The organism is Chloroflexota bacterium (genome assembly GCA_016875535.1).
In the GTDB taxonomy this organism is placed as follows: Bacteria; Chloroflexota; Dehalococcoidia; order SHYB01; family SHYB01; genus VGPF01.
On record VGPF01000011.1, the window covers coordinates 26425 to 52047 of the forward strand.

A 25623-nucleotide genomic window follows, 5' to 3' on the forward strand; every position below is an offset into this window, starting at 1 on the left:
TTCGCGTATCATACACCTCCCTACAACAGATGGGGGGAATCATGCACGCCACGACGATTGACGACGTCATCCACCAGCTCACGGCTATCGTTGAGCGCTCCAGAGAAACCACGAGCCGCCAGGGGTATTTCGCCGCCCTCTACCGGCGCGTCACCATCGCGGTGAAAGAAGGCATCGCCGCCGGGCGCTTCCAAGACGGCCCTCGGATGGAGCGGTTGGACGTCATTTTCGCAAATCGCTATCTAGAGGCCTATGCCCAGTACCAAGAGGGCCGGGCCTGCTCGCAATCGTGGCGCGTCGCCTTCCACCAATCATCCCGCTGGCGGCCTATCATCCTCCAGCATCTCCTCTTGGGCATGAACGCCCACATCAACCTCGATCTCGGCATCGCCGCGGCGCAAACGGTGCCAGGCAGCGCCCTGCCGGGACTAGAGCGCGACTTCAAAGAAATCAACATGGTGCTGGCAGAAATGACAGATTCGGTAAAGGCTGGCTTGAACAGGGTATCGCCGCTACTGGGATGGGCCGACCGCGTTGGGAACAGGGCTGACGACGCAATCGTGAACTTCAGTATGAAGAACGCTCGAGACGCCGCCTGGGCGTTCGCCCGGAAGCTCGCTCCATTGGATGAGGGCGCTCAGGCCGCCGCTATCGCCGCCCGCGACCAGGAAGTGGCCCGATTCGCCCGTCTGATCAGCAACCCCGGCCTCTTCGGCGATAGCATCACCTTCGCCATTCGCCTCCGAGAGTCAGGCGATGCCTCTAAGGTCATCGCTGCCCTCACCGCCTAAGCCATCCAGCGAGGCTGTTACGTAAACCCGTCTCCTTTGCGCCTCAGGGAAAGAGCATCCCCCCCTTGACGATTCCTCTCTTGATCGATACTGTACTCAGACTTCAATGAGCATCCACTCCACCGCCTGCTGCATGTGCTGTGACAACCCCGGCCCGGGAGGGATACGCGCGCAGTAGTCGGCTCGAAGAGACAAACGTCGCGAAGCCCCCCGGTGAAAATGGGGGGCTTTTTTTGTGACCAGGCAAAGGAAGAAGGGGAACCAGGGTGAGGCGTAGTGGAAACATCAGATGGGTGACCGTTGGAGTGGCAGGCGCCGCTCTGCTGGCCCTCGTCACCCTCCTCTTTGGCTGCGCCTCAGCGGACGCCTCAACAGAGGCCACACGAGTTCGCGTCGGCTATTTCCCCAACGTGACGCACGCCCAGGCGCTGATTGGACTGAGCCGGGGAGACTTTCAACAGGCTCTTGGACCGGGAGTCAAGACTTTAGAGAAGCGCTTCAATGCCGGCCCCGCCGTCATCGAAGCGCTGTTCGCGGGGGAGCTTGATCTGGCCTATGTTGGGCCAAGCCCCGCCATCAACGGGTACGTCAACTCAGGTGGAGAGGCCCTTCGCATCATCGCAGGCTCTGCGAGCGGCGGCGCGGCGCTCGTGGTGCGCAAGGATGCGGGCATCCATAGCGCGAGCGACCTGAAGGGAAAGCGCATCGCCTCTCCACAGCTCGGCAACTCACAGGATGTGGCCCTGCGCTGGTACCTGAAGCAGGAAGGTTTCAAGACAAAGGACCGGGGCGGCAGTGTGACGGTCCTCCCGGCCAAGAACCCGGATATCTTCACCCTCTTCCGCGATAGGCGCATTGACGGCGCTTGGGTGCCTGAGCCCTGGGCATCGCGCCTCATCGCTGAGGCCGGGGGTGAGCTCTTTCTGGACGAGCGCGAGCTATGGCCTGAGGGCGAGTTCGCTAACACCATCCTTATTGCCCGCTCGGGATTCCTGAAGCGGAACCCAAATCTAGTGAAGCGCTGGCTCGCCGCCCATGTGGAAGTCACCACTTGGCTCAACGGCCACCCGCAAGAGGCGCAGTCCCTCGTCATCCGCGTGATCCATCGCCTCACAGGTGTCAGCTTGAATCCCGCTATCGTCGCCGATAGCTTCGACCGCCTCACCTTCACCCACGACCCCATCGCCGCCAGCATCTCCCAGGTGGCCGAGCGCAACCACACCCTTGGCTTTTTCACGTCAAAGCCAACGGTCGCCGGGATAACCGATCTCAACCCCCTCAACGCCGTCTTACGCGAGCAAGCTCTGCCGGAGGTGCGCTAGCTATGGCAACCCAGCGCAACGGCAGCAACGGCAACGGTACGCCGAAACTCAGCTTCCGCAACGTCGTGAAGTCCTTTGAGGGGGAACGGCAGAACACCCTCGCCCTCTCCGGCTTCGATCTGGATGTTTATCCCAGCGAGTTCGTCTGCCTTGTGGGGCCATCCGGCTGCGGCAAGACCACAGCCCTCAACCTCGCCGCAGGCTTCATCCGGCCGGATAGCGGCCATGTGCTTTTGGACGGCAAGCCCATCGAACGGCCCGGTCCCGATCGCGCCATGGTCTTTCAAGAGCATGCCCTCTTTCCATGGATGACCGTGCGGAAGAATCTGGAGTTCGCCCTGGAGATGATCAAGAAGCCGAAGACGGAGCGAACCATCGTGACGAACTTTTACCTGAAGCTCGTTCACCTGGACGCCTTTGCCGATAGCTACATCCACGAGCTCTCCGGCGGCATGAAGCAGCGCGTCCAGATCGCACGCTCTTTGGCTCTGGCGCCCGCCGTCTACCTGATGGACGAGCCCTTTGCCGCGCTGGACGCCCTCACTCGCGATGAGCTCTACGACGAGATCCAGCGCATCCTGGCCCAGACCAAACAGACCGTCCTCTTCATCACGCATAACATCCGCGAGGCCGTCATCCTGGGCGATCGCGTAGTGGTCATGGGCGGCGCGCAACCCGGCAGGATACGCAGCGATTTCACGGTAGACCTCCCGCGCCCGCGCAGCTTCGAATCGCCCGGTGTGAGCGATCTGATCTCCAAGACGATGGCCGTCTTGAAAGCCGAGCCCGGCGCTGCGGAGGAATCGCTTCATGGGTAGCATGGTCCAAGAGCCCAAAGAGACCCTGCCGGCCAAGCCTCGCTCCCATTGGCGCGGTTGGCGTGGCGTCTTCATCTCCCTCGCGTTCCTCGCCGCTCTGGGGCTCGTGTGGGAGGGCATCGTCCGCGCGGGCATCTGGCCCTCCTATTCGCTTCCTTCCCCCGCCACCGTGCTTGACCGCCTCTGGGTCGGAATCAAGAACAATACCATCCCCATCGCCATCGGCAGCAGCATGAAGCGGATGATTGTCGGCTATGCCATCGCCGTTGTTATCGGCATCGTCCTGGGCATGGTGATCGCCCGCTATGAGCTGGCGGAACGCACCATCGGCCTTGTGGTCTCCGGCCTGCAGTCGCTCCCCAGCATCACCTGGCTCCCTCTGGCGCTTATCTGGTTCGGCCTAAACGACCGCGCCATCATCTTTGTCGTCATCATGGGCTCCCTTCTGGCGGTAAGCCAGGCCGCCGCCGATGGCGTCCGCAACATCCCCCCGCTCTACCTCAGGACAGCCCGCAACTTGGGCGCAAGCGGCCCCACGTTATTCATACGGGTTATCTTTCCTGCCTCGCTTCCGAGTTTGATTACAGGCATGAAGCTCGGCTGGGCCTTTGCCTGGCGGGCCCTGATGGCCGCTGAACTGCTCTTCATCACCCCCGGGTTGGGCCATCTGTTGGAAGTGGGCCGGGAATTCAACGATACCGCCCGGGTTATCGCCGTCATGGCGGTCATCGTCTTCCTCGGCATCGTCGTGGATCGCCTCGTCTTCTCGCCTGCTGAAAAAGTCGTTCGCAAGCGCTGGGGCCTCACGGGCCTCCAGGCCTAATATGAGATTGATTGAAGGAGTACCTAATGTCTGGCAAAGCAACAACGGCTGACGGGCTGGTGGCCCCACACGGCGGCGCCCTCAGGAACCTGGTGGCGGATGCCTCCAAGGCCGCGGCGCTGAAGAAAGAGGCTTTGGCCCTCCCAAGCTGGGACCTGACGGCAAGGCAGGTCTGCGATATCGAGATGCTCCTCAACGGCGCCTTCTCCCCCCTTGCAGGCTTCCTTGGGGAGCAGTCCTACCTGCGGGTCTGCAAAGAGATGCGCCTCGCCTCCGGCGCCCTGTGGCCTATGCCCATCACGCTGGATGTGACGGAGGAGTTCTCGAGCAAACTCACCAAAGGGCAAAAGATCGCCCTGCGCCATCCGGAAGGCATGGTCCTGGCCGTTATGACCGTCGGCGATATGTGGAAGCCGGATCGCGAGCAAGAGGCCCTCCGGGTCTTCGGCACCAAAGACACCCTGCACCCCGGCGTCTTCACCCTGCTCAAGCAGAGCAACCCCGTCTACCTCGGCGGGCCCATCGAAGGCATCGAGCTGCCGCCGCAGTACACCTTCAATGAACTGCGCCACACCCCGACGGAGCTGCGCGCCCTCTTCCAGAAGCGCGGCTGGCGCAATATCGTCGCCTTCCAGACGCGCAACCCCATGCACCGCGCCCACGTGACCCTCACCCAGCGCGCGCTGGAAGTCTCCAAGGCCGATGCCCTGCTCTTGCATCCCGTCGTCGGCATGACCAAGCCGGGCGATGTGGACTACTTCTCCCGCGTGCGCTGCTATCAGGCCATCATGCCCTACTACCCGGAGCAGAGGCGCGCCCTCAGCCTCCTGCCCCTCGCCATGCGCATGGGCGGCCCCCGCGAGGCTCTCTGGCACGCCATCATCCGGAAGAACTACGGCGCCAACCATTTCATCGTGGGGCGGGACCATGCAGGCCCGGGCAACGACTCTACAGGCAAGCCCTTCTACGGCCCCTATGACGCCCAGACGCTCACCCAGAAGCATCAGGCCGAGCTCGGCATGACCATCCACATGTTTGAAGAGATGGTCTACTTGGAGAACCAGAAGACTTACGTCCCCCGCTCGGAAGTGCCTACGGGCGCCAAGATCGGCAACGTCTCCGGCACGGAGCTGCGCAACCTCCTCAACAGCGGCGGCGATATCCCGGAGTGGTTCTCCTACAAGGAAGTAGTCCAGGAGCTGCGGCGCACCTACCCGCCGAAGGCCGCCCAAGGCTTCACCGTCTTCTTCACCGGCCTGCCCAGCTCCGGCAAGTCCACAGTCGCCAACGCCTTGCTGGCCAAGCTCATGGAGCGCAGCGGCAGGCCCGTCACCCTGCTGGACGGCGACCACGTCCGCAAGATGCTCTCCAGCGAGCTGGGCTTCTCCAAGGAGCACCGCGACCTGAATATCCGCCGCATCGGCTATGTGGCGAGCGAGATAACCAAGCATCGCGGCATAGCCATCTGCGCCCCCATCGCGCCCTACGCCTCCATCCGCCGCGAGGTGCGGGAGATGATCGCCCAGTACGGCGCCTTTGTGGAGGTCTACGTCTCCACCCCCGTTGAAGTCTGCGAGACCCGGGACCGCAAGGGGCTCTACGCCAAGGCCCGCGCGGGTCTCATGAAGGGCTTCACCGGCGTGGACGACCCCTACGAAGTGCCGGAGAAACCCGAAATCACCCTCGATACGTCTAAACTGCATGTGAAGGATTCCGTCCAGAAGGTCGTTGATTACCTGAAGGCCCAGGGCTTGTTGGAGGCCTAGGAAGGACGCGACGATGGCGACTGTGGAAAAGATCACGCAAGAGAACATCGGCGGATACGCCAAGCGCATGGAGAAGGCGGAGCCTCAGGAGCTGCTCTCCTGGGCTATCAACCGGTTCCATCCCCGGCTGCTCCTCGCCTGCTCCTTCGGCGGCGCATCAGGCATGGTGCTACTGGATATGGCGGTGAAGCTCAAGCACGATGTCCGCGTCTTCTACCTGGACACAGACTTCCTCTTTCCTGAGACGTACGAGACGCTCCGCAAGGTGGAGGCCAAGTACGGCATCAAGGTGGAGGCCTATAAGTCCGAGTACACGCCGGACCAGCAGGCGGCCAAGTTCGGTCCGGAGCTGTGGAAGCGCGACCCGGACAAGTGCTGCGACCTGCGCAAGGTGGAGCCCAACCGCAAGGCCATGGCCACGGTGGACGCCTGGATCACCGGCCTCCGGAAAGACCAGTCTAAATCGCGCGAGGCCACGCCCGTCCTCCAGTGGGATGAAGGCTTTGACGTGGTGAAGGTGAACCCCCTGGCCTCCTGGACGGAAGACCAAGCCTGGCACTACGTTCGCGACCACAAAATCATCGTGAACCCGCTTCTTGGCCGGGGCTTTAAGAGCATCGGCTGCACCTACTGCACCCGAATCACCAAGCCGGGCGAAGATGCCCGCGCCGGGCGCTGGGAAGGGTTCGAGAAGGACGAATGCGGCCTGCACGTGGCCCCAAAAGCAAAAGCGCCGAAGGCGAACTAGACCATATCACCGCCGTCTCTCACGGCTAGAAGAGGCAAGAGTCCCATGGCAGAAACAGCGCAACCCAGGCACCAGGCAGACATCCACCGCGAAAGCCTCACCCTGGCGAAAAAGATGAAGAACGGCATCATCCCCTACATGGAGGATGAGATCCAGACCCTGGAGTCCAACATCGCCAAGTTCCGCGCCGGGGAATATGAGGAGAAGGTCTTTATCCCCCTGCGCCTGCGCCAGGGCACCTACGGCCAGCGCCAGCCGGACCGCCAGATGATCCGCGTGAAGCTCCCCGGCGGCATCATCACACCGGAGGCATTGGAGGCCTTTGGCGAAGCCATCGAACAGTACGCGCCCCTCAAGAAGGGCCACCTGACCACCAGGGAGAATCTTCAGGTCCATCACATGAAGCTGGAGGACTGCTCCGGCTTCATGCGCGTCATCGCCGAGGCAGGCCTCAGCAGCCGCGAAGGATGCGGCAATACCGTCCGTAACGTCACCGGCTCGCCCCTCGCGGGCATCTGCCCGGATGAGACCTTCGACCCCACACCTTACCTGGCGGCCTATGTGCGCTTCGGCCTACGCCACCCCGTCACCCAGAGCTTCCCCCGCAAGTGGAAGACCTCCTTCTCCGGGTGCGGGAAGCACGATGAAGTCGTCACCCTGATCAACGACTTCTCCTTCGTCGCCAAGATCAAGGACGGCAAGAAGGGCTTCAAGGTCTACATCGGCGGCGGCACCTCCATCATGCCCCGCCTGGCCAAGACGCTCTATGAGTTCATCCCGGCGGAGGATATCCTGCGCGTCTCCCTGGCCTCCTGGACCGTCTTCAACAAGGCGGACATGCTGCGCAAGAACCGCATGATGGCCCGCATCAAAGTCTTGGTGGACAAGATCGGCATCGAGGCCGTGCGCGCTCAAGTGGATGAAGAGCTCAAGAGCATCGGCCCCATTGACCCCACTCCCTACATGGGCGTGGACGATATCTACAAGGAGACGCCCCCAGCGGTCTCCAAGAACGGCCACCAGCACCACGAGCCGGACTTCGCCGCCTGGAGAAAGACCAACGTCGTCGCCCAGAAGCAGAAGGGCTACTACGCCGTCTACGCCAACATCCCCTCCGGCGATATCCACACCCACCAGTACAAGCCCCTCGCCGAGCTCCTTCGCAGATACACAGGCGGGCGCGGCATCGTCACGCCGGAGCAGAACATCCTCCTGCGCTGGATCCCGGAAGCGAACCTCTACGATGTCTGGAAGGGCCTCAAGGCCCTCGGCTTCGCGAATCCGGGCGTCAACGCCGTCACGGACGTGATCACCTGCCCTGGAACGGATAGCTGCAAGCTCGGCATCACGTCAACCATGGGGCTCGGGCGCGCCCTCATGGATGCGATGAAGTCCTGGGGCGATCTCCTGAACGATCCCCTGATCCAGAAGGTTCACATCAAGGGGAGCGGCTGCCCCAACGGCTGCGGCCAGCACCACATCGCCAACATCGGCTTCCACGGCGCGGCCATGAAGGGTCCCGGCGGCCAGCAGGTCCCCTCGTACGAAGTCTTCCTCGGCGGCAACTACGGCATGGAGACCCACGTGGACGGCCTCACCTTCGGCAAGCGCCTCTCCGGCGTGAAGGTTCCCTCCAAGCGCACGCCGGACTTCGTGAAAGACGTCCTCACCTACTACAAGGAGAACCGGAACCCTGGCGAAGAGTTCAATCCCTTCGTAGCGCGCGTGGGCCTCAAGCCCTTTGAAGCCCTTGCCGCCAAGCACAACGAGATTCCCGCCCTTGGCCCCCAGAGCATCACCATGTACATGGATTGGGACAAGACCATCCTCTACAAGGTGGAGCGCGGCGAAGGCGAGTGCGCGGTCTAGAGGAAAAGGATCAGGGTTCCAGGAGCAAGGGTGAGGGTGAGAACAAGGCCCTGCTCCACGCTTCCTGAACCCTGGACCGAGGCAGCTATGGCCCCCAGCAGAAAAAAGGCTCTGGAATACGGCGAGCGCCTCATCGCTCATCCGAGGGCGCGCCTGCCTGTCACCCTGCGCCAGACGAAAAATGGCGTCACGCTTCTGCATAATGGGAAGGCGGTGACCCGCTGCTATCTCACGCCCTCCGGCCTCCGGGCAGCGACGCTGATGGCCCGGGCCCTTGGCGTGAAAGTGCCTCCCTTGGGCAAGTCCGTGGATGCCCAGGTCTCCACAGGCATCGTCTGGAGGGCCATCTCCCTCTCGGCCCTGGACTATCGGAAAGAAGAGTCGTACCCGCTGGCGGAGCGCCTCCTGGAAGAGGCCGAAGCCATGCGCACCAGCGAAAGTGTGGAGCTGTGAGCCGGTACATCGAAGTGAACGTGGAGGAAGGGGCGAATAGCCCCATGACGGTGAACCGGATGTTCAGCGTGGCCGAACAGCCGCGCCCCGTGCGCGCCGTCTGGACCTCCCTCCCCACGGGCAAGGACGCCTGGTGCGAAGTGGTGGGCTGGTCACGCGAAGGGGTGTGCCAGGCCTACGCCGCCACCGTGGAAGACTCCGGCGATGGCACCGCCCTCCTCGTCTTCGGCGGCAACGACGGCATCCGCCTGAAGCCCGAGGGCGAGCCGACGGCCTGGAGCCTGGGTACCAGAGAGCAGTGGGGCGAGCCGTGCCTCCTTCTTCCCCATGGGACGGAGGTGCGCTGATGCCCAGGAACTACCCCGTCTTCCTCACCCTTCGGGGGCGCAAGTGCCTTGTCATCGGCGGCGGCGAAGTGGCGACCCATAAGGCGCTCGGCCTGCTGGAGTGCGATGCGAACGTGACCGTCATCAGCCCCTCCGCCACGCCTGCCCTGCGCGACCTGGCGAAAAGCGGCGCGATAACCCTTATCCAGCGCCCCTATCTCCCCGGCGACCTGAAGGGCGCCTACCTTGCCATCGCGGCGACGAGCGCCGCCGATGTGAACCGGGACATCGCGAAAGAGGCGGAATCGCGGCGCGTGCTCTTGAACATCGTTGACGTGCAAGATCTCGGGGATTTCTTCACCCCTGCCGTAGTCCAGCGCGGCCAGGTGACTATCGCTATCTCCACCAGCGGGGCAAGCCCGGCCCTGGCCCGCAAGCTCCGGGAGGAGCTTGCCACGGCGAACGCCCTCCAGTGGGCAGACCTGTCCGACGTCCTCTCCGCCGCACGCCTCGAGCTGCGCAAGCGCAAACTCAAGGCCATCCCCAAGCGCTGGCAGGAGGCCATCACGCCTGACCTGCTCGCCCTGGTTCGATCAGGCGAATCCCAAAAGGCCCTTGCCAAGGTGCTCCATGCGCTGACCAAAGAGACGGTCAAGGAGGCGGCGCGATGACGGCCACACATCCCGCCTCTCCCGGCACCGTCTATCTCGTCGGCGCAGGCCCCGGCGATCCCGGGCTTATCACCGTGCGCGGCCGGCAGCTCCTCCAGCAGGCCGACGTGGTTATCTATGACCGCCTGGTGGACTCCAGGCTCCTGCGTTATGCCAAGCCCGGCGCCGAGCGCATCAGCGTCGGCAAGGCCCGCGGCGCACACTCGGCGACTCAGGAAAGCATCAACGACCTCCTGGTCCGGAAGGCCAAGGAAGGGAAGGTTGTCGTCCGGCTCAAAGGCGGCGACCCTTTCGTCTTCGGAAGAGGCGGTGAGGAGGCGGAGGCGCTGGCCCAGGCGGGCATCCGCTTCGCCATCGTCCCCGGCATCAGCTCGGCCATCGCGGCTCCCGCCTATGCCGGGATCCCCGTCACGCACCGGGAGGCGTCATCCTCCTTTACCGTCGTCAGCGGCACCGGCCTGCCCAACGCCACAGACGCTCGCAGGCGCTTCACCACAGCCGATGGCACCATCGTGGCCCTTATGGCCTGGGAAGGGCTGGAAGAGCTTACAGCGGCGCTGCTGCGCGAGGGCCGCAGCCCTGAGACACCGGCGGCCCTGGTCCAGTGGGGCACGGAGCCGCACCAGCGTGTTGTGACGGCCACCCTGGGGGACATCCGACAGCGCGGGCTGGAGGCGAATCTGACCGCGCCCGTCGTCCTCGTCGTCGGGGAAGTCGTCCGCCTTCGCAAGCGCCTCGCCTGGTTCGAAGAGCGACCGCTGTTCGGCAGGCGCATCCTGGTCACGTCATCGCGGCAACAGGCGAGCGGCCTCATCCAGCGCCTGGAAGAGGCGGGCGCGATGGCGGTGGACGTGCCTCTGCTGGAGTTCACGCTTCTTGAGAAGAATCCCATCCTCGATCGCGCCATCGCCGAGCTCTCCCGCTACGGCTGGCTCGTCTTCTCCAGCCCCGTCGGCGTGGAGTTCTTCTTCGCCAGGCTTAAGGCCCTTGGCAAAGATAGCCGCGCCTTGGCGGGAGCAAAGGTCTGCGCCATCGGCTCAGCGACGGTTGCGGCGCTGAACGCCCGAGGCATCGAGCCTGACGCCGTGCCCGCCGATTTCAGCATCGCAGCGGTGACGGCCGCCGTTCAAGAGCACGCTACAGCAGGGGAACAGGTCCTGCTGCACCGGGCGGAAGAGGGAGGCAAGAGCCTAGGCGAGGCCTTTGCCCAGATGGGCGCGCGGGTACGGGAAGTGGATCTGTACGCCACCAAGATTCCGCCGGGGGTTGAGGCTGACCTGAAAGCAGCATTGGCGAACGGGGTAGACGCCGTGACGCTTACAAGTTCGGCGGCCGTCTACAGTCTCACATCGCTCGCGGGCAGCGGAGGCCTCTCCCTAGGGAAGTCGCTCCTTGCATGCCTCGGCCCGGCCACGGCGCAGAGCGCGAAACAGCAGGGGCTCCAGGTGGACGTCCTTCCGGAACGCCACACGACCCAGGCCCTAGTTGAGGCGCTTTCGGCCCGCTTCAAGAACCGGGACTAGCCGGGTTTAGATCGGCGCGTAGACGACTGTCCAGTGGGGCGTGCCCATCGTGATCTGCCCTATCGGCACCGTCATCTCGATGGTTTCAGACGTCGCGGCAGACATCGGCGGGTTGCCCACCTTGTCCAGCGCCAGACGAAAGAGCGTCGCGACCTCCGCGTCGCTATCCGTAAAGCCACCCCTGCGAACCTCATGTCTCATGGCGTCCTCCTTGGCCTCACTCCCCGCCGTTCCGAGGATAGAAACTTCGCACCCTTAGCCTCTCACCTCGTGCTTCAGCGTGCATGGGTGGGGACACCTATCGCTCCTCCTGGACAGCACGAACGTAAGAGTTCCGTGGGGCATCTAGTTTTGGGGGCTTTCACCGATGTGTCACAATACCGGAGGCGTTAGGCTAACGTTCACTTGCAACGAGGGCAGCTTCTCAGATAGGACATAACCGCAGGTCTGTTGGAAGGGGCAGAGGTTGCGCTGGCTACCCAACTTCCTCTTTGACCGGAAGTACCGGCTCATCCATGCCGTCATCGTGACGACGGCGGTAGTCGTCCACGGGATGCTGCACTATCTTACGTATATCCCTGATTTCCGTCAGGTGATCGGCAGCCTGCCGTATTTCCGCCTCCACATCCTGCATGAGGCCGAGTTCCTCCTGATCATCGTCTATGCCGCGCTGACGCTCCGGTGGAAGGGCGGCGCGGTAGTCACCATCGTCACTGGGCTGACCTCTATCCCTTTCATCCTCGCCCCATATATCTTCGGTCGGGACCCGCGCCCGGATGAGCTGCGTGATAACTCCATCCAAGTGGCCTTTATCCTGGGCATGGCGACGCTGATGGTCCTCTTCATCGAGACGGCCCAACGAGATAGAGAGCGGGTAGCCGCCCATGCCCGCCGCCTGACTTCGCTGGCGGCGGTGTCACGAGCCAGCGCCGAATCGCCGGAGACCAAAGTGGCAGTGGGCCATGCCGTGGCGGTGATCCAGCAGACACTGCCCAAGTCAGCCATTCTGGCCTATCTTTTCAGCCAGCAATCACCGGATAGGCTGACGCCCGCCGGCATCGCGGGGGGCAGCGGCACGTGGGAGCGCGGCGCCCCTTCGCTCAAGATTGACGCCGCCGGTGTGCGCACCCTCCGAAATGAGCAGTCGCCGCCCCTTGAGGCGCTCCCGGAGCCACTCGCCGACCTGCGCGCCGCCTTCCCAGCGGGAACGAAGCGGATCGTCACTATGCCGATGAACGCGCATGATGAGTTCATCGGCCTGCTTATCGCCGGGCTGCCGCAAGGAGCGCCGCCCCGGACGGACCTGGACTTTCTGCGCTCTGCGGCCGGTCAGATGGCGCTGGTGGTGCGCAATACCCAGCTGTACGAAGACGAGCGACGCGCTCACCGCCAGGTGGTCAAGCAGGAGCGCTTGACCGCGTTGGGCCAGATTGCCAGCGGGATCGCCCATGACATCAACAACGCCCTCTCCCCGGTGCTGGGCTTCAGCGACCTGATGATGAGCAACCCGGAGGACCTTCAGGATCAGGAGATGGCGCTCCGCTACCTGAAGTCCATCAACACCAACGCCAAGGATATCGCGGCCATGGTGCGCAGGCTCCGGGGCTTCTATGTCAACACAGAGTCCGAGGATGACTTCGACGCGGTGGAGATGAAGAGCCTGATTGACGAGGCGATCCTGACGACACAACCCAGGTGGAAGGACCAGGCGCTGGCCGCAGGGATCGAGATACAGGTCACGCAGGCGGTGGAAGAGACGCCGCCGGCGTTCGGAGACCCATCGGAGCTGCGGGAAGTCCTGGTGAATCTTATCCTAAACGCCACAGACGCCATGCCCAAAAGCGGCTCAATTACAGTCTCCCTGCGGCCTGAAGGATCCTGGGTTGTGCTTGAGGTTGCGGACACCGGGAAAGGCATGTCCGAGGAGACGCGGATGCGCTGCTTCGAGCCCTTCTTCTCGACGAAGGAGGGTCGCGGGCGCGGCCTGGGCCTAGCGGTGACCTACGGCATCATCAAGCGCCACAAGGGGAAGATTGACGTGGCAAGCGCGCCAGACGAGGGGACGACGTTCACAATCCGCCTGCCCACATACCAGAGGAGCGCCGAGGAGAACGTTATGAAGTCCCTAGGAACCTCCGCACGACCACTCTCGCTCCTTGTGGTGGAGGACGAAGAGGACATCAGGTTCATGCTTTCGCAGTTCATCTCGAGGGACGGGCATACGGCGGTGACGGCGAAGGACGGGCGCGAGGGGTTCGACCTCTTCCGGAGCCGGGCGTAAGACCTGGTAATCACCGACCGGGCCATGCCGGGGATGAACGGGGACGAGCTCGCCGCCCGGGTGAAAAAGGTCTCCCCAAAGACGCCGGTCTTCTTACTCACGGGATTTGGGGACATCCTGAACGCCTCTGGGGAGAAGCCTACGAACGTGGATATGGTGCTGGGCAAGCCGGTTACGATGGCCGCTTTGCGCGAAGCGGTGGAGAAGGTGACAAAGAGGAAGTTGGCGCCGGTGGCCGGGTAGCGCCGCGGGCTTTTCCCCAGGCACGGGAGAGGTCTCCAGGGGTGTTGACGTTGGCGAATGAGTCGCGCCACCGGGGAAGACGGGACAGGTCGGCTTCGCGAACCCACCGGACATCTAGGAGCGCCAGCAGGCTCTGCATACTACGTGTCCCTGAGGTAAGCGCCTGGAGGCCGGCTTTGGCGGCGGGGGTTGCGCGGTAGATGGCATGGAGCGGCTGGGGACGGCGCGAGATGACGGGAACGGCGGCCTCATGGAGAGGGGTGAGCAGCCCGGTGAGAGCGTCCAGCACCTGGGGCGAGACGAGGGGGAGATCGCAGGAGAGGATAGCGGCGACAGGGTAGCGCGCCTTTCGCAGACCGGCGACGGCGGCAGAGAGGGGCCCTTGGCCGGGGAAGAGGTCCTTGACGAGTCGCACCCCTTTGGGGAGAGGCACGGGCGCGCGGCCATCCCTGGTGACGACGATGCAATCGTCGGTCAGGCCGGAGAGGCGAGCGAGGATATGGGTGAGCATGGGCCGGCCCTGGAATGGGAGAGCGGCCTTGGGGCGGCCCATGCGGCGCCCTTGGCCGCCGGCCAGGATGACCAGGCTCAGCTGTGATTTCGGCATGCGCCTATGGTACGCGCATCATCTCGGGTTTGCTTATCGAGCGGGGTTCCTTTCTTGGAGATTCGCGGTGGGAGAGGGCGCAGGCGGCGGACGGCGGTCCCTTCATGACGGGACGAGTGAGGCGCGGGTGCGAGAATGGAGCGTCCGCCGGAGGCGGACTGGGAATCTTGCCGAGGCAAGAGCAGCCTACGTTCCCATGGCGACAGTTGTCTGCCAGCCAATCCCGCTTGTGAGCCTGCGGTAGTTCGAAGAGACGCACAGCCCATCGGCGCAAGCGCCTTATGGGCGGCGGCCGTTCACCGGGAGACCGCTGGGCAGCCGATGAACCCACGTGCCACATCCGGATCGATCCTCCTTTGCCTCCGCCGTTTCATGGCGCGTCGCGGCTTCCCTGGCCAGGGGAAGGGCTACGCGCCATTGCCGCCTATACCCTTCACTTTCAGTATAAGCATCAGCGTCAAGAGCGGGAGGTCAGGATGTTTATCCACAGATTACACAGATGAAGAAGATTGGGAGGAAAGGAAAGATAATCCGCCGAAGGCACGGAGAGCACAGAGATGGGAAGGGAACATGGAAACTGAGGAACGCAGGAACGAGGGGGAGGCAGGGGGATAGAGGGTGCAGGCGGATGCGGTGGTGTAGAATCTAGGCGATTTCCCCTGGGAAGAGGGATGGTGAAGTAGGGCAGGGACGGATAGCGAAGACGAGCGGGACGGAGCTACGACAGCATTGAGGAGCGTTCGTTCTCCGAACGAGCATAAGCGATGAAGTTCACGATGTGGCGGCCTTCGCGGTGGGCGGGACTGATGCCCAACGGCGCGGGCCAGGTGAAGCCGAACCACTATAAGGACATGGTGAAGGCGGCATGGGCGAACCGGGATTCGCTGCCGTACGCCTGGCGCGTGCTCTCCAAGGGGGTATGCGACGGGTGCGCGCTGGGGACGACGGGCCTCCACGACTTCACGATGAAGGGGCTCCACCTGTGCACGGTGCGCTTGAATCTCCTGCGCCTGAACACGATGGGGGCGATGGACATCGGCAAGCTGAAGGACGCGGCGGCGCTGAGGGGCATGAGCTCCAAGGAGCTACGCGACCTGGGGAGACTGCCGTACCCGATGGCACGTCGAAGGGGCGAGGCGGGCTTTTCCCGGGTGACGTGGGATGAGGCGCTGACGCTGATCGCAGAGCGCATCCGGGCGACGGACCCGCGCCGCATCTCGCTCTACCTGACTTCGAGAGGGATCACAAACGAGGCCTACTACGCGGCGCAGAAGGCATGGCGGTTCATGGGGAGCAACAACGTAGACAACTCATCGCGGATCTGCCACGCGCCCAGCACGACGGCGCTGAAGGAGACGATCGGGGTCGGCGCGACGACGTGTTCGTACAACGACTGGATGGGGTCTGACCTGCTGATCTTTGTGGGGAGCGACGTGCCGAACAACCAGCCGGTGACGACGAAGTATCTCTTTTATGCAAAGCAGCAGGGCTCCAAGGTGCTGGTGGTGAACACGTATAAGGAGCCCGGGCTGGAGCGGTACTGGGTGCCCTCCGTGATGGAGAGCGCGGTCTTCGGCACGAAGCTGACGGACCGGTTTTTCCTGATCCACACAGGCGGAGACATCGCCTTTTTCAACGGCGTGCTGAAGCACCTGATCGAGCAGGGGTGGGTGGAGGCCGAGTTCATCGCGAAGCACACGGCGGACTATGGACAGGCGAAGGCGGCGGTGGAGGGGCAATCGTGGGAGATGCTGGAGCGGTTCTCAGGGTCGTCGCGGGAGGAGATGCTGGCCTTCGCGAAGGAGTTCGCCTCGGCGAAGAGCGCGGTGATCGTATGGAGCATGGGGATCACGCAGCATCGCTTCGGCGTGGAGAATGTGAAGTCGCTGGTGAACCTGATGCTGGCGAAGGGGTTCGTGGGGAGAGAGAAGTGCGGGCTGATGGCGATCCGGGGGCACAGCGGCGTCCAGGGGGGCGCGGAGATGGGCGCGGTGCCGTGGGACTACCCCGGCGGCATGGCGATGAACGAAGAGAATGCCTGGGCGCTGGAGCGGCTGTGGGGTTTCCCGGTCCCAACGTGGCGGGGGCTTTCCGCCGTGGAGTCCATTGACGCGGCGCACGCGGGGAAGCTGGACGTGCTCTACTCCGTAGGCGGGAATTTTCTGGAGACGCTGCCGGAGCCGCAGTTCGTGGAGGAGGCGCTGGCGCGAGTGCCGCTTCGCGTGCACCAGGACATCGTGGTGACGACGCAGATGCTGACGGACCCAGCGGAGACGGTGGTGCTGCTGCCGGCGCAGACGCGGTATGAGCAGCGCGGAGGAGGGACGGAGACGTCTACGGAGCGTCGGGTTTATTTCAGCCCGGAGATACAGGGCAGACGGATCGGCGAGGCGAAGGCGGAGTTCGACATCTTTATGGAAATCGCCAAGGGCGTGCGGCCGGAGATGGGGCATCTGATTGACTTTAAGGACTGCCAGGCGATACGAGACGAGATCCCCAAAGCGGTGCCGTTCTATGAGGGCATCCAGCACCTGAAAAAGCAGGGGGATGCCTTCCAGTGGGGCGGTGCTCGATTGTGCGAAGGAGCTTTGTTCCCGACAAAGGATGGAAAGGCGCACTTTGCATCGCTGAGGCCGCCGGAGATGGTGATACCCGAGGGGTGGTTCCTCCTCAGCACGCGGCGGGGGAGGCAGTTCAACAGTATGGTGCAGGCGGAGCGGGACCCGCTAACGGGGGCAAAACGGGATGACGTGCTGATGAGCAAGGCGGATGCGGAGTCGCTCGGGCTGAAGGAGGGGGATGCGCTACGGCTTATTTCCGATGTGGGGGAGATGGCGGGGCGGTGCAAGATTGCGCCGGTGAAGGAACGCAACATCCAGGTGCATTGGCCGGAGGGGAATGTGCTGCTGCGCCGAGGAGCGACGGACCCCGTGTGCGGGATACCGGATTACAACACGACGGTGCGGGTGGTGCGGGGGTAGGGGCGACCTAACCCCTGGCCCCTTCCGTAGCTCGAAGACGAGCACGCGAAGGAAGGGGTAGGGGTTGCGGGAGCAACCCGGACAGCGTAGCCAGTTCGTCGTGGCGATGAGAAGCATCGCCGCTCCTTAGGGCAGCAGAGGGGGAGGGCTGGCCTCTCCGATGTATCGGAGCCCTGCGGGAAGGCCAGCCCCTACCGGAAGACGGTGCGAGGGTTGCGGGTGCAACCTGGGGGGTGGGGTTGGAGAGGGGCGCTCCGGTGCGACACACGGAGTGAGGACACGCGCCGCGTTCGCCCGATGGTATCGGGCCGCCCCTACGCCAGATGGGGATTTGGGTTGCGAGGCAACCCAGTTGGCGTAGGCCCGTTCGTCGTGGCGATGAGAAGCATCGCCGCTCCTTAGGGCAGCAGAGGGGGAGGGCTGGCCTCTCCGACGTATCGGAGCCCTGCGGGAAGGCCAGCCCCTACCGGAGGCGGAGGGTGGGTTGAGGGTGCAACCTGGGGGAGAGGGGATGCGGGAAGGAGGCGTATAAGCGGGATAAGATAGATAGGATTGCAGCGGACTACTATGCGTAAGAGGGCCATGATGACGAAGACGGTGGCGATAGGCCGCGTGACGGGCGGGCGGCTGCGCGCGGCCAAGGATGCGGCGACGACGGAGGAGCCGCTGGAGATCCGGGTGGTGACGCGAGGGAAGGGAGGGCGGCAGGCGCATAGCGTGGCGGTGACGATGCGGACGCCAGGGCATGATGCCGAGCTTGCCGCAGGATTTCTGCTCACGGAGGGGATCATCGGCGGAGGGGGAGCCATCGAAGAGGTGACGGAGGCGCTGCCGGGCGATGCGAAACTTCCGGTGCTGCGGATGCGGAGTGAGCCGCTCCCTTTTGAGGATGACAACGTCATCCACGTGTGCCTGAAGGCTGGGGTGCCGTTCGATCCGCGCTTGCTGACGCGCAATTTCTATATGACGTCCAGCTGCGGGGTGTGCGGGAAGGCATCGCTCGATGCGCTGCGGGTACGGGGAGTGCAACCGATTGCGGGCAAGGGGCCGATCGTGGGAGCTTCGGTCATCTCCGGGCTTGGCGAGAGGTTGGTAAAGGCGCAGTCGGTCTTCCGGAGGACGGGGGGACTGCACGCGGCGGCGCTCTTTGATGCCAAGGGCAGGCTGTTGGCCCTCCGTGAAGACGTGGGGCGGCACAATGCGATGGACAAGCTGATCGGCTCGTATGTGCTGAAGGGGACGGCGCTGCCGGAGGGGTCCATCGCCGTTCTAAGCGGACGCGCGAGCTGGGAGCTGATGCAGAAGGCGCTGGCGGCGCGGATCGCGATGGTTGTGGCGGTGGGCGCGCCCTCCAGCCTGGCGATCGAGCTGGCGCGGGAGTTCAAGATGACGCTGGTTGGGTTCGCGCGGGGCGAAAGCTTCAATATCTATGCCGGGGCGGAGCGGATCGCGGTGAAGGTCTAGCGGCGGCGCTGATGGGAGAGTCGCCAGGCTAGGTAGAGGCCCATAGCCAAGACGAGAGCAAAACCCACCACGAAGAATATGACGAGCCAGTGGTGCTTGCCGGGCAGGTTCGTGGCCGCAAGGACCACAGCAAGGCCAACCACAAAGGCGGCGGCCAAGACGCCGACGATGAGGCGGTTGACGGAGCGTTCGATACGGGCCACGGCATCCTCCAGTCCGGCGTGGCGGACGTTGACGCCGATGCCGCCGCGCTCGATATCGCCCAGGATGCGACGCAGGCGGACGGGGAACTCTGTGGTGAGGGCGACCATATCGCGGCCGGCCTGGAAGAACTTGCCGGCCTGACGCTTGAAGGACTTATCGCCCCAGAGGAAGCGTTTGACGTAGGGGCGCAGGCGCGAGGTGAGGTTGAATTTGGGGTCGAGCTGGGCGCCGACGGCTTCCGCCATGGCGAGGGCCTTAAAGAGCATGGCGATACGGGATGGGACGCGGAGGTAGTGCTCACGGGCGACGGCCATGAGGTCATTGACGAGCTCGGCCATGTTGATCTCGTCGAATCCGTGGGTCTTAACCTTCTCCGTGAGGAAGGCGATATCTTCGCGAAGGGCGACGCGATCGGAATCGGTGGCGGTGGCGCCGAGGTCTTCCAGGGCGTCCACGAGGCGGTCCGGGTTATCTTCCAGGTAGGCCTGGAGGAGGCCCATGAGGCCTTCGAGGGTACCGGGATCGAGGGTACCGACCATGCCGAAGTCCACGATGCCGATGCGGCCGCCATCTTCGACGAAGAAGTTCCCCGGGTGCGGGTCGGCGTGGTAGAAGCCTTCTTCGAAGACCATCTTCAGGAAGGCGTTGACGGCGGCATCGGCGACTTTGTGGGGGTCTATGCCCGCCTTTTCGAGGGCGGCGCGGTCGGCAATCTTGATGCCGCGGATGCGCTCCATGGTGATGATTTCATCGGTGCAAAACTCGGGGAAGATCTTGGGGATATGGATATCGCTCGAGCGCCCGAACATGAGGGCGAAGCGCTGGGCGTTGCGGGCCTCCAAGCGGTAGTCCAACTCGCGCTTCATGGTCTCGGAAAACTCGCGGACGAGGGCTTCCAGGTCGTAGCGCTCGGCCCAGTCCCAGGCGCGCTGGGCACGGCGGGCGATGGACTGGAGAATCTCCAGGTCGAGCTCGACCTTTTCCACGACGTGGGTCCTCCGCACCTTCACGACGACTTCCGTGCCATCGTGCAGGGTAGCGGCATGGACCTGGCCGATGGAGGCAGCTGCGAGGGGACGATCATCGAAGGTGGCGAAGAGCTGGGAGGCCGGCTTGCCGAGGGATCCTTCGATCACTCGCCTAATCTCGGCGGCGGGCACCGGCGGGGCGGTGTCCTGGAGCTTGGTGAGCTCGGCCTGGTAGGCAGGAGTAACCAGGTCGGGACGGGTGGAGAGAATCTGGCCGAGCTTGATGAAGGTGGTTCCCAACTCCTCGAGAGCTTTCCGGATCTCCTCGGGTTTGGTATCGGCCAGGGGAGGGCGGCCGCGCCGGAAGAAGCGGGCGGGCGTGAATCTATTGGTGACCATGTGCAGCAGATGCACGAGGCCGCGTCGGGAGAGAACGGTGGCGATCTCCCGATAGCGGCCAAGGTGGGAACCTTTTGCGGCAGGCGGCGAGGGTGTCGGCTTATTTGAGGTCGCGGAGGTCACTGGGCGTTCACCTTGATGGTGGTGCCGCCGGAGGCGCGCTTGGGACCGAGGGGGATGCGTACCTCCAGGACGCCATCCTTATAAGAGGCGGTGATGGCGTTGGCATCTATCCCACCGGGGATGGAGACGGCGCGCCGGAAATCGCCGGAGATGCGCTCGGCGACGTGGTAGTCCTCGTCATGCACGTCGGGGTCTTCCTGGCGCTTGCCTTCGATGATAAGGGAGGTCTCCTTGGCGGAGACCTTGACCTCTTCCAGCTTCACGCCGGGAAGATCGGCGCGGATGGTCATGACGCCGTTCTTTTCGATGACGTCTATGGGCGGAAGCCAGGCGCCTTCATCGTAGGCCCATTCACGGAGGGCCCAGGGAGAGAAGGCCCAGTGGCGGAAGGCGGAGGGCTTGCGGCGCAGGAAACGAGGAAGGGGCTCATCGAGGAGCTCTTCAAGCCTGCGCGGCATGCGGAAGGGATCGCGGCGAGCCTCTTTCGCAGAACCGGACGATTCACCAGCCATGGCACACCTCCACCAAGTTTCGATTCTCTCATACACTAGGAACGGCGTGTGAACGGGACGTGAAGGAGCAATCCACGGTTGTGAGGAAGGCGTGAAGCCGCAGCCGGGATTTGTCCGAATCTGATATACTGAATGAAACTCCTGGAATCTGAGTGATAGCTCCCTGGCTTAACGCTCCCAGTCACTGGTGCCGAAAGCGGGGGCGGGCTAGCCGAGAAGACGGGAGCAGAACGACTAAGGAGCGACGGGTTGAATATCTACGTTGGGAATCTTTCGTACGAGATGGCAGAGGCGGATCTGCGCCAGGCGTTCGAGGCCTTCGGCCAGGTGACATCGGTGCGGCTGATCATGGACCGGGAGACGGGACGCTCGAAGGGGTTCGCGTTCGTTGAGATGGCGTCCGACACCGAAGGGAATGCGGCGATCCAAGGGCTGAACGGGAAGGCGCTGAAAGGGCGCGCGGTGACCGTGAATGTGGCCCGGGCCCGAGAAGATCGCGGCCCCGGCGGCCCCCCACGCGGCGGCGGACGGTTCTCCCGTTAGCAGCCCCACTTCGCCCGCAATACGGACGAAGCGGAACGCGGCTCCATCGCCTGGTCTCCCAATCGGCCTGCGAGCATGACCACGGCACAGGCACAAGCCCCCGGCGGCGCGGACTACGCGGAGCTGCGCCGCCTGATCTCCCAGAGCGGACTGAAGCCCAAGCCGCTCTACTACCCAGTGAAAATCACGGCGACGCTGGCGGCCTTTGGGCTTGCCATCTTTCTCGCCATCGCATTCAACCATCCGGCGATCCTGATCCTGGACGCCATTTTCATGGGAGTGGTGTGCGGGCAGATCGAGCTGATCGGCCATGACGCGGGCCACAACCAGCTCTTACGCAAGGGGCGCATCGTCCATCCGGCGCGGTGGCTGCTGGGGAACGTGTTCCTGGGCATCAGCTACAGCTGGTGGGTGAAGAAGCACAACCAGCACCACGCAACGCCAAACCACCTGCAGGAAGACCCGGACGTGGACTACCGGATGATCGCCTTCTTCGCGCCGCAGGCGAAGACGCGGCCGAAGCTGTTACGACCGCTGATCGCGATCCAGGCCTACATCTACATCTTCTGGCTGATGCTGCAGGTGCCGAACATGACGTATTACGGCATCAAGCATATCCGGAAGGGGTTCGCGAAGTACCCGGTGGCGGAGATGGCGGGAATCGCGGTGCACTTCGCGCTCTACGTGTTCCTGATGCTGCAACTGCCGAGCTGGCATATGGCGGTGGTCTTTGGGGTCGTCCATCATGTGACGCTGGGGCTGTATAACGGGATGATCTTTTCGCCGAATCACGTGGGGATGGCGCACATCAGCAACGAGGAGCGCTCGGACTATGTGCGTGAGCAGGTGGTGACGGCCCGGAACCTGGTGAGCCACCCGGTGACGGATTTCTGCTACGGCGGGCTGAACTACCAGATCGAGCATCACCTTTTCCCGAACATGCCGCGCTACCAGCTGAAGAAGATCCAGCCCACGGTGCGGGCCTTCTGCAAAGAGCGGGGCATCAGCTATTACGAGACGGGGGCGTTCACCTCTTTCAAAGAGGTCTTTGCGCACCTGCACCGGGCGAGCGCGCCGCTCCGGCCGTAGGCCTCCGACCGCTTTCCCACCCTCTCCCCCAAAAGAAGGGGGAATCGTCAGAGTCTCACATCTTGCCATCTCGCTTTGGCTTCTGCATAGTTGCGCGTAGCTTGGCAGGAGGAGTGTCCCGATGGCAAAACTCACGTTCGGCTTTCAACTGGCCTCGGAAGGCGTGCAGTGGCGGGAGTTTTTGGAGACGTGGAAGAAGGGCGAGGAGTTCGGGTACGAGAGCGGGTGGTCGGCGGACCACTATGTGAGCACGACGAGCACGCTGGTGACGGACCCGCAGACGGACTTTCTGGACGGCTGGCAGACGCTGGGGGCAATCGCGCAGGCGACGAAGAAGATACGCCTTGGACCCCTGGTAAGCGGCAACACGTTCCGCCACCCGGCGATCCTGGCGAAGATGGGGGCGACGCTGGACCATATCAGCAATGGACGGCTGGAGTTCGGGATCGGCGCGAGCTGGTTCAAGTATGAGCACGACGCGCTGGGGATAGCGTTCCCATCGCCGGGGGAGCGGCTGAAGCGGCTTGATGAGGCGGTGCAGATCATCAAGGGGCTTTGGACGCAACGGGAGGTGACATTCCAAGGTGCATACTACCAGCTGACCAAGGCACCGGCGATGCCGAAGCCGATACAGAAGCCGCATCCGCCGATCACGATCGGGGCATTCGGCGAGAAGGTGGCGCTGAAGATCGTGGCGAGGCATGCCGACCACTGGAACTCGACGGCGACGCCGGAGCGCTACGCCTCCAAGGCGGCGGCGCTGGAGGCGCATTGCGCGGCGGTGGGGCGCGACCCAAAGGCGATACGGCGCTCGGTGATGATCCCCTTTTACCCGAAGGAGACGCCCGAGGTGAAGCAGTGGATCGAGCAGCGGGCGACGATGGCGAAGACCTCGCTGGAGGCGGCGCGTGAGTGGTTCCTGGTGGGGGACAAGCGCGAGATACAGGATAGGATGGACCGCTTCGCGAAGCAGGGAGTGAGCCTTATCATCATCCAACTGCAGGAGCACGGGCGAAATATCGAGACGATGAAGGCGTTCGGGAAGATGCTTCTGTAGAGGGCACATCACGCAGAAACGGGTCGAGTCCAAAGCGCCTACCGCCCGATCCGGCATTCACTTCAGCGACAGGCCGCCCTTCCCCTTGACATCCCTTTTCTAGAATGAGAACATCTGTTCTCATTCTAGAAAGGACGTGGGAGATGCTCGTTCAGCACACCCCGGATCGGTATGAAAAGCTTCAGCACTTGGGAGGGATGGCGGGCGATGACATCCTCGGCGGGCCCGAGCCGGGGAGCGGCGCCTACACCACGCGCCCTCGGGCGGCCGCCGATACCCGGCGCAACCCCGTCGCGGGTGTCTACCGGACGGCCATGCCCAACGGCAAGTTCATCAACCTTATGCGCGTCATGTTCACGGACTTCTGGATGATTGTTCGAGTGTGATAAAAGCGGGGATGGCGACGGGGAGGACACCCTTTACGGTGCCGGAGTTTCTGTCAGCCCGGAGGCTGATCTGGAGGCCCTCTAGGACGGCTAGGCGCTGGTTGGCGTCCGCCTTGTCCAGCCATGCGGCGACGGCCTGGCAAGCCTTGGTCAAGCGACCGGTGTCTATCGCAGGGACAGGCATTGAGGCGCTGGCGAGTTTCGCAAGGCGGTCGTTCAAGGCCGATTTCTGACGGCGGACCTCGGCTAGCTCCTTCTGAATGATTTCTTCGCTGGCTTCACCCGTCGCGTACAGGCGTACAAGGCGGTGTTCTTGTGCTGCTAGACCCTGTAGCTTCTTCTCTAGCTCAGCCTTCGGGTCAGCCTGGCCGCTGTTATGCGAGCGAAGCTTCACCGCGCCTGGTATGACCATGGGGTTCATGAGAATCTTTCTGATCTCGCCCCACATGGCCGTTTCCAGCTTATCAGCCGGAACGTATCGTGAATCACATGTGTAGCCTAGCCACTTTGCCCAAGCGTGGCGGCAACGATAGTAGCGGTACGGTCTGCCGCACGAATACAGCATCTGGCCTACGAGTGAGCCGCCACATACGCTGCATCTCGCCCGTCCGCGCAAAGGGTAGGAGTTGGTTGTTTTGCGGACGAATGAGCGTTCAGGGTCGTGGAGTATCTCCTGCACCCGATTCCACGTGGCATCGTCGATGATGCGCGGCGACGCTCCTGCAACCTCCATCCATTCCTCGGCAGGCCTTTGGACAAGGCGACTCCTGCGCCGTCGCCGTTGGGAAGGCGGGGCAGGAACGCGCTGTGTGCGCCGGAACATGTAGCGCCCGATGTAAGACTGGTTGGAGAGTATTCGCCGCAGGACGATAGGGGCCCATCGTCCGACAGCGAAGGACGGGATTCCTTCATCGTTGAGCTCAGTCGCGACGGTCACCAGGCTTCGAGTTTCAGCGAACCTCTTGAAGATGCGCTCCACGACCGATGCTTGGGCGTCGTCTACCTCTCGAACGCCGGTCGCCTTGTTGTATTTGTACCCGTAGCACCCCTTGCCCGATCCTGACGGGATGCGTCCCTTCCTGGCGCGTTCAAGCCTTCCGCGAGTCGTGCGTTCGACGATCTTGTCCCGCTCAACCTCAGCGACGAATGCACGCGCAGCCAGGATGAAGCGGCCAACGGCGGTGTCCTCAAAGCGCTCGGTAACGAATTCAAGGCGAGCTCCGGCCTGCTGGACTTCGTCGAACAGAACGCCAATGTGATTTTGGTTCCTAGACAGTCTGTCCACGGCATGAGCAATGACGACGTTCCCGACGCCTTGCCGCAGAAGGCTGCGAACACGCTCAATTCCTTGCCTTTCGAGAGTGAACCCACTCGCTGAGTCGCGCACACACTCGACTACATGCCAGCCGTTGGAACGGGCAAAATCTACGCAGGCCTTCTCTTGGGTTTCCAAAGAGGTCCCGTCGCGTTCTTGAGCGTCAGTCGAGACCCGACAGTAGACAACTGCTTTCATGGTCATTACCTCTGGGTGTCGATGATGTTGAAGTCACGCGCCGATAGCCATAGCGTCCGAACTGCGTGGCGAACTGGACGACTGCGGTCGTCAGAGGCGCCTCGCCCTCCGGCGTGGTGGGCGCATAGCGCTGTGTTGCTCTG

Annotated in this window: 24 protein-coding genes; 19 read left to right on the forward strand and 5 right to left on the reverse strand. The window is 63.4% G+C overall.

Annotated elements, in window-relative coordinates:
• Nucleotides 1-41 precede the first annotated feature (41 nt).
• The 11 genes from FJ039_05060 to cobA all read left to right on the forward strand — a co-directional run bounded on the left by FJ039_05060 (nucleotide 42) and on the right by cobA (nucleotide 11110).
• Nucleotides 42-791: a hypothetical protein gene (locus FJ039_05060; protein ID MBM4405541.1), complete on the forward strand. Its 750-nt coding sequence runs from the start codon at nucleotides 42-44 to the stop codon at nucleotides 789-791.
• A gap of 284 nt (nucleotides 792-1075) precedes the next feature.
• On the forward strand, nucleotides 1076-2113 hold the full coding sequence (locus FJ039_05065; protein MBM4405542.1) for an ABC transporter substrate-binding protein: 1038 nt from the start codon (nucleotides 1076-1078) through the stop codon (nucleotides 2111-2113).
• 2 nt (nucleotides 2114-2115) lie between these two features.
• Nucleotides 2116-2931, forward strand: a complete 816-nt coding sequence (locus FJ039_05070) for an ABC transporter ATP-binding protein (GenBank protein MBM4405543.1) — start codon at nucleotides 2116-2118, stop codon at nucleotides 2929-2931.
• A 1-nt stretch (nucleotide 2932) separates the two neighbouring features.
• A complete protein-coding gene (locus FJ039_05075) occupies nucleotides 2933-3754 on the forward strand; it encodes an ABC transporter permease (protein ID MBM4405544.1) in 822 nt (273 codons plus the stop codon).
• A 26-nt stretch (nucleotides 3755-3780) separates the two neighbouring features.
• Nucleotides 3781-5520, forward strand: coding sequence for a bifunctional sulfate adenylyltransferase/adenylylsulfate kinase (locus FJ039_05080; GenBank protein ID MBM4405545.1), 1740 nt, complete (start codon nucleotides 3781-3783; stop codon nucleotides 5518-5520).
• Between the two features lie 13 nt (nucleotides 5521-5533).
• Nucleotides 5534-6268, forward strand: a complete 735-nt coding sequence (locus FJ039_05085) for a phosphoadenylyl-sulfate reductase (GenBank protein ID MBM4405546.1) — start codon at nucleotides 5534-5536, stop codon at nucleotides 6266-6268.
• Between the two features lie 45 nt (nucleotides 6269-6313).
• The gene (locus FJ039_05090; GenBank protein ID MBM4405547.1) at nucleotides 6314-8137 is read left to right on the forward strand and encodes a nitrite/sulfite reductase; all 1824 of its coding nucleotides are present in this window, start codon (nucleotides 6314-6316) and stop codon (nucleotides 8135-8137) included.
• An 87-nt stretch (nucleotides 8138-8224) separates the two neighbouring features.
• Entirely contained in the window at nucleotides 8225-8590 is a 366-nt protein-coding gene (locus FJ039_05095) for a hypothetical protein (protein MBM4405548.1), read from the forward strand.
• Nucleotides 8587-8937: a hypothetical protein gene (locus FJ039_05100; protein ID MBM4405549.1), complete on the forward strand. Its 351-nt coding sequence runs from the start codon at nucleotides 8587-8589 to the stop codon at nucleotides 8935-8937. Before FJ039_05095 ends, FJ039_05100 begins: the two co-directional genes overlap by 4 nt.
• Nucleotides 8937-9587, forward strand: coding sequence for a bifunctional precorrin-2 dehydrogenase/sirohydrochlorin ferrochelatase (locus tag FJ039_05105; GenBank protein ID MBM4405550.1), 651 nt, complete (start codon nucleotides 8937-8939; stop codon nucleotides 9585-9587). Before FJ039_05100 ends, FJ039_05105 begins: the two co-directional genes overlap by 1 nt.
• Nucleotides 9584-11110, forward strand: coding sequence for a uroporphyrinogen-III C-methyltransferase (cobA, locus tag FJ039_05110; GenBank protein ID MBM4405551.1), 1527 nt, complete (start codon nucleotides 9584-9586; stop codon nucleotides 11108-11110). Before FJ039_05105 ends, cobA begins: the two co-directional genes overlap by 4 nt.
• A gap of 6 nt (nucleotides 11111-11116) precedes the next feature.
• On the opposite strand, the gene FJ039_05115 is transcribed toward cobA, so the two are convergent.
• Nucleotides 11117-11311 carry a hypothetical protein gene (locus tag FJ039_05115; protein MBM4405552.1) on the reverse strand — a complete coding sequence of 65 codons (195 nt, stop codon included), beginning with the start codon at nucleotides 11309-11311 and terminating at the stop codon, nucleotides 11117-11119.
• Nucleotides 11312-11576: 265 nt separating this feature from the next.
• Here FJ039_05115 and FJ039_05120 point away from each other — a divergent pair, with 265 nt between their 5' ends.
• The gene (locus FJ039_05120; protein ID MBM4405553.1) at nucleotides 11577-13391 is read left to right on the forward strand and encodes a hypothetical protein; all 1815 of its coding nucleotides are present in this window, start codon (nucleotides 11577-11579) and stop codon (nucleotides 13389-13391) included.
• A gap of 24 nt (nucleotides 13392-13415) precedes the next feature.
• On the forward strand, nucleotides 13416-13634 hold the full coding sequence (locus FJ039_05125) for a response regulator (GenBank protein MBM4405554.1): 219 nt from the start codon (nucleotides 13416-13418) through the stop codon (nucleotides 13632-13634).
• Here the strand turns inward: FJ039_05125 and FJ039_05130 are convergent.
• A complete protein-coding gene (locus FJ039_05130; protein ID MBM4405555.1) occupies nucleotides 13564-14241 on the reverse strand; it encodes a molybdenum cofactor guanylyltransferase in 678 nt (225 codons plus the stop codon). The genes FJ039_05125 and FJ039_05130 overlap by 71 nt on opposite strands.
• 764 nt (nucleotides 14242-15005) lie before the next feature.
• Between FJ039_05130 and FJ039_05135 the strand changes: the two genes are divergently transcribed.
• Both FJ039_05135 and FJ039_05140 read left to right on the forward strand, forming a co-directional pair.
• Complete coding sequence (locus FJ039_05135) at nucleotides 15006-17222, forward strand: FdhF/YdeP family oxidoreductase (protein ID MBM4405556.1); 2217 nt, start codon at nucleotides 15006-15008, stop codon at nucleotides 17220-17222.
• A 567-nt stretch (nucleotides 17223-17789) separates the two neighbouring features.
• Nucleotides 17790-18686: a sulfurtransferase FdhD gene (locus tag FJ039_05140; GenBank protein ID MBM4405557.1), complete on the forward strand. Its 897-nt coding sequence runs from the start codon at nucleotides 17790-17792 to the stop codon at nucleotides 18684-18686.
• Here the strand turns inward: FJ039_05140 and FJ039_05145 are convergent.
• Both FJ039_05145 and FJ039_05150 read right to left on the reverse strand, forming a co-directional pair.
• Nucleotides 18683-20380 (reverse strand): AarF/ABC1/UbiB kinase family protein, encoded by a 1698-nt coding sequence (locus tag FJ039_05145; protein MBM4405558.1) that lies wholly within the window; start codon nucleotides 20378-20380, stop codon nucleotides 18683-18685. The genes FJ039_05140 and FJ039_05145 overlap by 4 nt on opposite strands.
• The gene (locus FJ039_05150; GenBank protein ID MBM4405559.1) at nucleotides 20377-20892 is read right to left on the reverse strand and encodes an Hsp20/alpha crystallin family protein; all 516 of its coding nucleotides are present in this window, start codon (nucleotides 20890-20892) and stop codon (nucleotides 20377-20379) included. The genes FJ039_05145 and FJ039_05150 overlap by 4 nt, the downstream gene beginning before the upstream one ends.
• Before the next feature lie 249 nt (nucleotides 20893-21141).
• Between FJ039_05150 and FJ039_05155 the strand changes: the two genes are divergently transcribed.
• From FJ039_05155 to FJ039_05170, 4 genes are all read left to right on the forward strand, one after another.
• Nucleotides 21142-21435: an RNA-binding protein gene (locus FJ039_05155; GenBank protein MBM4405560.1), complete on the forward strand. Its 294-nt coding sequence runs from the start codon at nucleotides 21142-21144 to the stop codon at nucleotides 21433-21435.
• Between the two features lie 75 nt (nucleotides 21436-21510).
• Nucleotides 21511-22524 carry an acyl-CoA desaturase gene (locus FJ039_05160; protein MBM4405561.1) on the forward strand — a complete coding sequence of 338 codons (1014 nt, stop codon included), beginning with the start codon at nucleotides 21511-21513 and terminating at the stop codon, nucleotides 22522-22524.
• A 121-nt stretch (nucleotides 22525-22645) separates the two neighbouring features.
• Complete coding sequence (locus FJ039_05165) at nucleotides 22646-23581, forward strand: TIGR03560 family F420-dependent LLM class oxidoreductase (GenBank protein MBM4405562.1); 936 nt, start codon at nucleotides 22646-22648, stop codon at nucleotides 23579-23581.
• 143 nt (nucleotides 23582-23724) lie between these two features.
• A complete protein-coding gene (locus tag FJ039_05170; GenBank protein MBM4405563.1) occupies nucleotides 23725-23967 on the forward strand; it encodes a hypothetical protein in 243 nt (80 codons plus the stop codon).
• Here the strand turns inward: FJ039_05170 and FJ039_05175 are convergent.
• Nucleotides 23936-25486, reverse strand: a complete 1551-nt coding sequence (locus FJ039_05175; GenBank protein MBM4405564.1) for a recombinase family protein — start codon at nucleotides 25484-25486, stop codon at nucleotides 23936-23938. The genes FJ039_05170 and FJ039_05175 overlap by 32 nt on opposite strands.
• Nucleotides 25487-25623: the final 137 nt, after the last annotated feature.

Bases quoted from the DNA above. Each gene is read 5' to 3' on its own strand.
- FJ039_05060 (MBM4405541.1), top strand. From the start codon at position 42: ATGCACGCCACGACGATTGACGACGTCATCCACCAGCTCACGGCTATC.
- FJ039_05070 (MBM4405543.1), top strand. From the start codon at position 2,116: ATGGCAACCCAGCGCAACGGCAGCAACGGCAACGGTACGCCGAAACTC.
- FJ039_05075 (MBM4405544.1), top strand. From the start codon at position 2,933: ATGGTCCAAGAGCCCAAAGAGACCCTGCCGGCCAAGCCTCGCTCCCAT.
- FJ039_05080 (MBM4405545.1), top strand. From the start codon at position 3,781: ATGTCTGGCAAAGCAACAACGGCTGACGGGCTGGTGGCCCCACACGGC.
- FJ039_05085 (MBM4405546.1), top strand. From the start codon at position 5,534: ATGGCGACTGTGGAAAAGATCACGCAAGAGAACATCGGCGGATACGCC.
- FJ039_05090 (MBM4405547.1), top strand. From the start codon at position 6,314: ATGGCAGAAACAGCGCAACCCAGGCACCAGGCAGACATCCACCGCGAA.
- FJ039_05095 (MBM4405548.1), top strand. From the start codon at position 8,225: ATGGCCCCCAGCAGAAAAAAGGCTCTGGAATACGGCGAGCGCCTCATC.
- FJ039_05105 (MBM4405550.1), top strand. From the start codon at position 8,937: ATGCCCAGGAACTACCCCGTCTTCCTCACCCTTCGGGGGCGCAAGTGC.
- cobA (MBM4405551.1), top strand. From the start codon at position 9,584: ATGACGGCCACACATCCCGCCTCTCCCGGCACCGTCTATCTCGTCGGC.
- FJ039_05115 (MBM4405552.1), bottom strand. From the start codon at position 11,311: ATGAGACATGAGGTTCGCAGGGGTGGCTTTACGGATAGCGACGCGGAG.
- FJ039_05125 (MBM4405554.1), top strand. From the start codon at position 13,416: ATGCCGGGGATGAACGGGGACGAGCTCGCCGCCCGGGTGAAAAAGGTC.
- FJ039_05130 (MBM4405555.1), bottom strand. From the start codon at position 14,241: ATGCCGAAATCACAGCTGAGCCTGGTCATCCTGGCCGGCGGCCAAGGG.
- FJ039_05135 (MBM4405556.1), top strand. From the start codon at position 15,006: ATGAAGTTCACGATGTGGCGGCCTTCGCGGTGGGCGGGACTGATGCCC.
- FJ039_05140 (MBM4405557.1), top strand. From the start codon at position 17,790: ATGCGTAAGAGGGCCATGATGACGAAGACGGTGGCGATAGGCCGCGTG.
- FJ039_05150 (MBM4405559.1), bottom strand. From the start codon at position 20,892: ATGGCTGGTGAATCGTCCGGTTCTGCGAAAGAGGCTCGCCGCGATCCC.
- FJ039_05160 (MBM4405561.1), top strand. From the start codon at position 21,511: ATGACCACGGCACAGGCACAAGCCCCCGGCGGCGCGGACTACGCGGAG.
- FJ039_05165 (MBM4405562.1), top strand. From the start codon at position 22,646: ATGGCAAAACTCACGTTCGGCTTTCAACTGGCCTCGGAAGGCGTGCAG.
- FJ039_05170 (MBM4405563.1), top strand. From the start codon at position 23,725: ATGCTCGTTCAGCACACCCCGGATCGGTATGAAAAGCTTCAGCACTTG.
- FJ039_05175 (MBM4405564.1), bottom strand. From the start codon at position 25,486: ATGACCATGAAAGCAGTTGTCTACTGTCGGGTCTCGACTGACGCTCAA.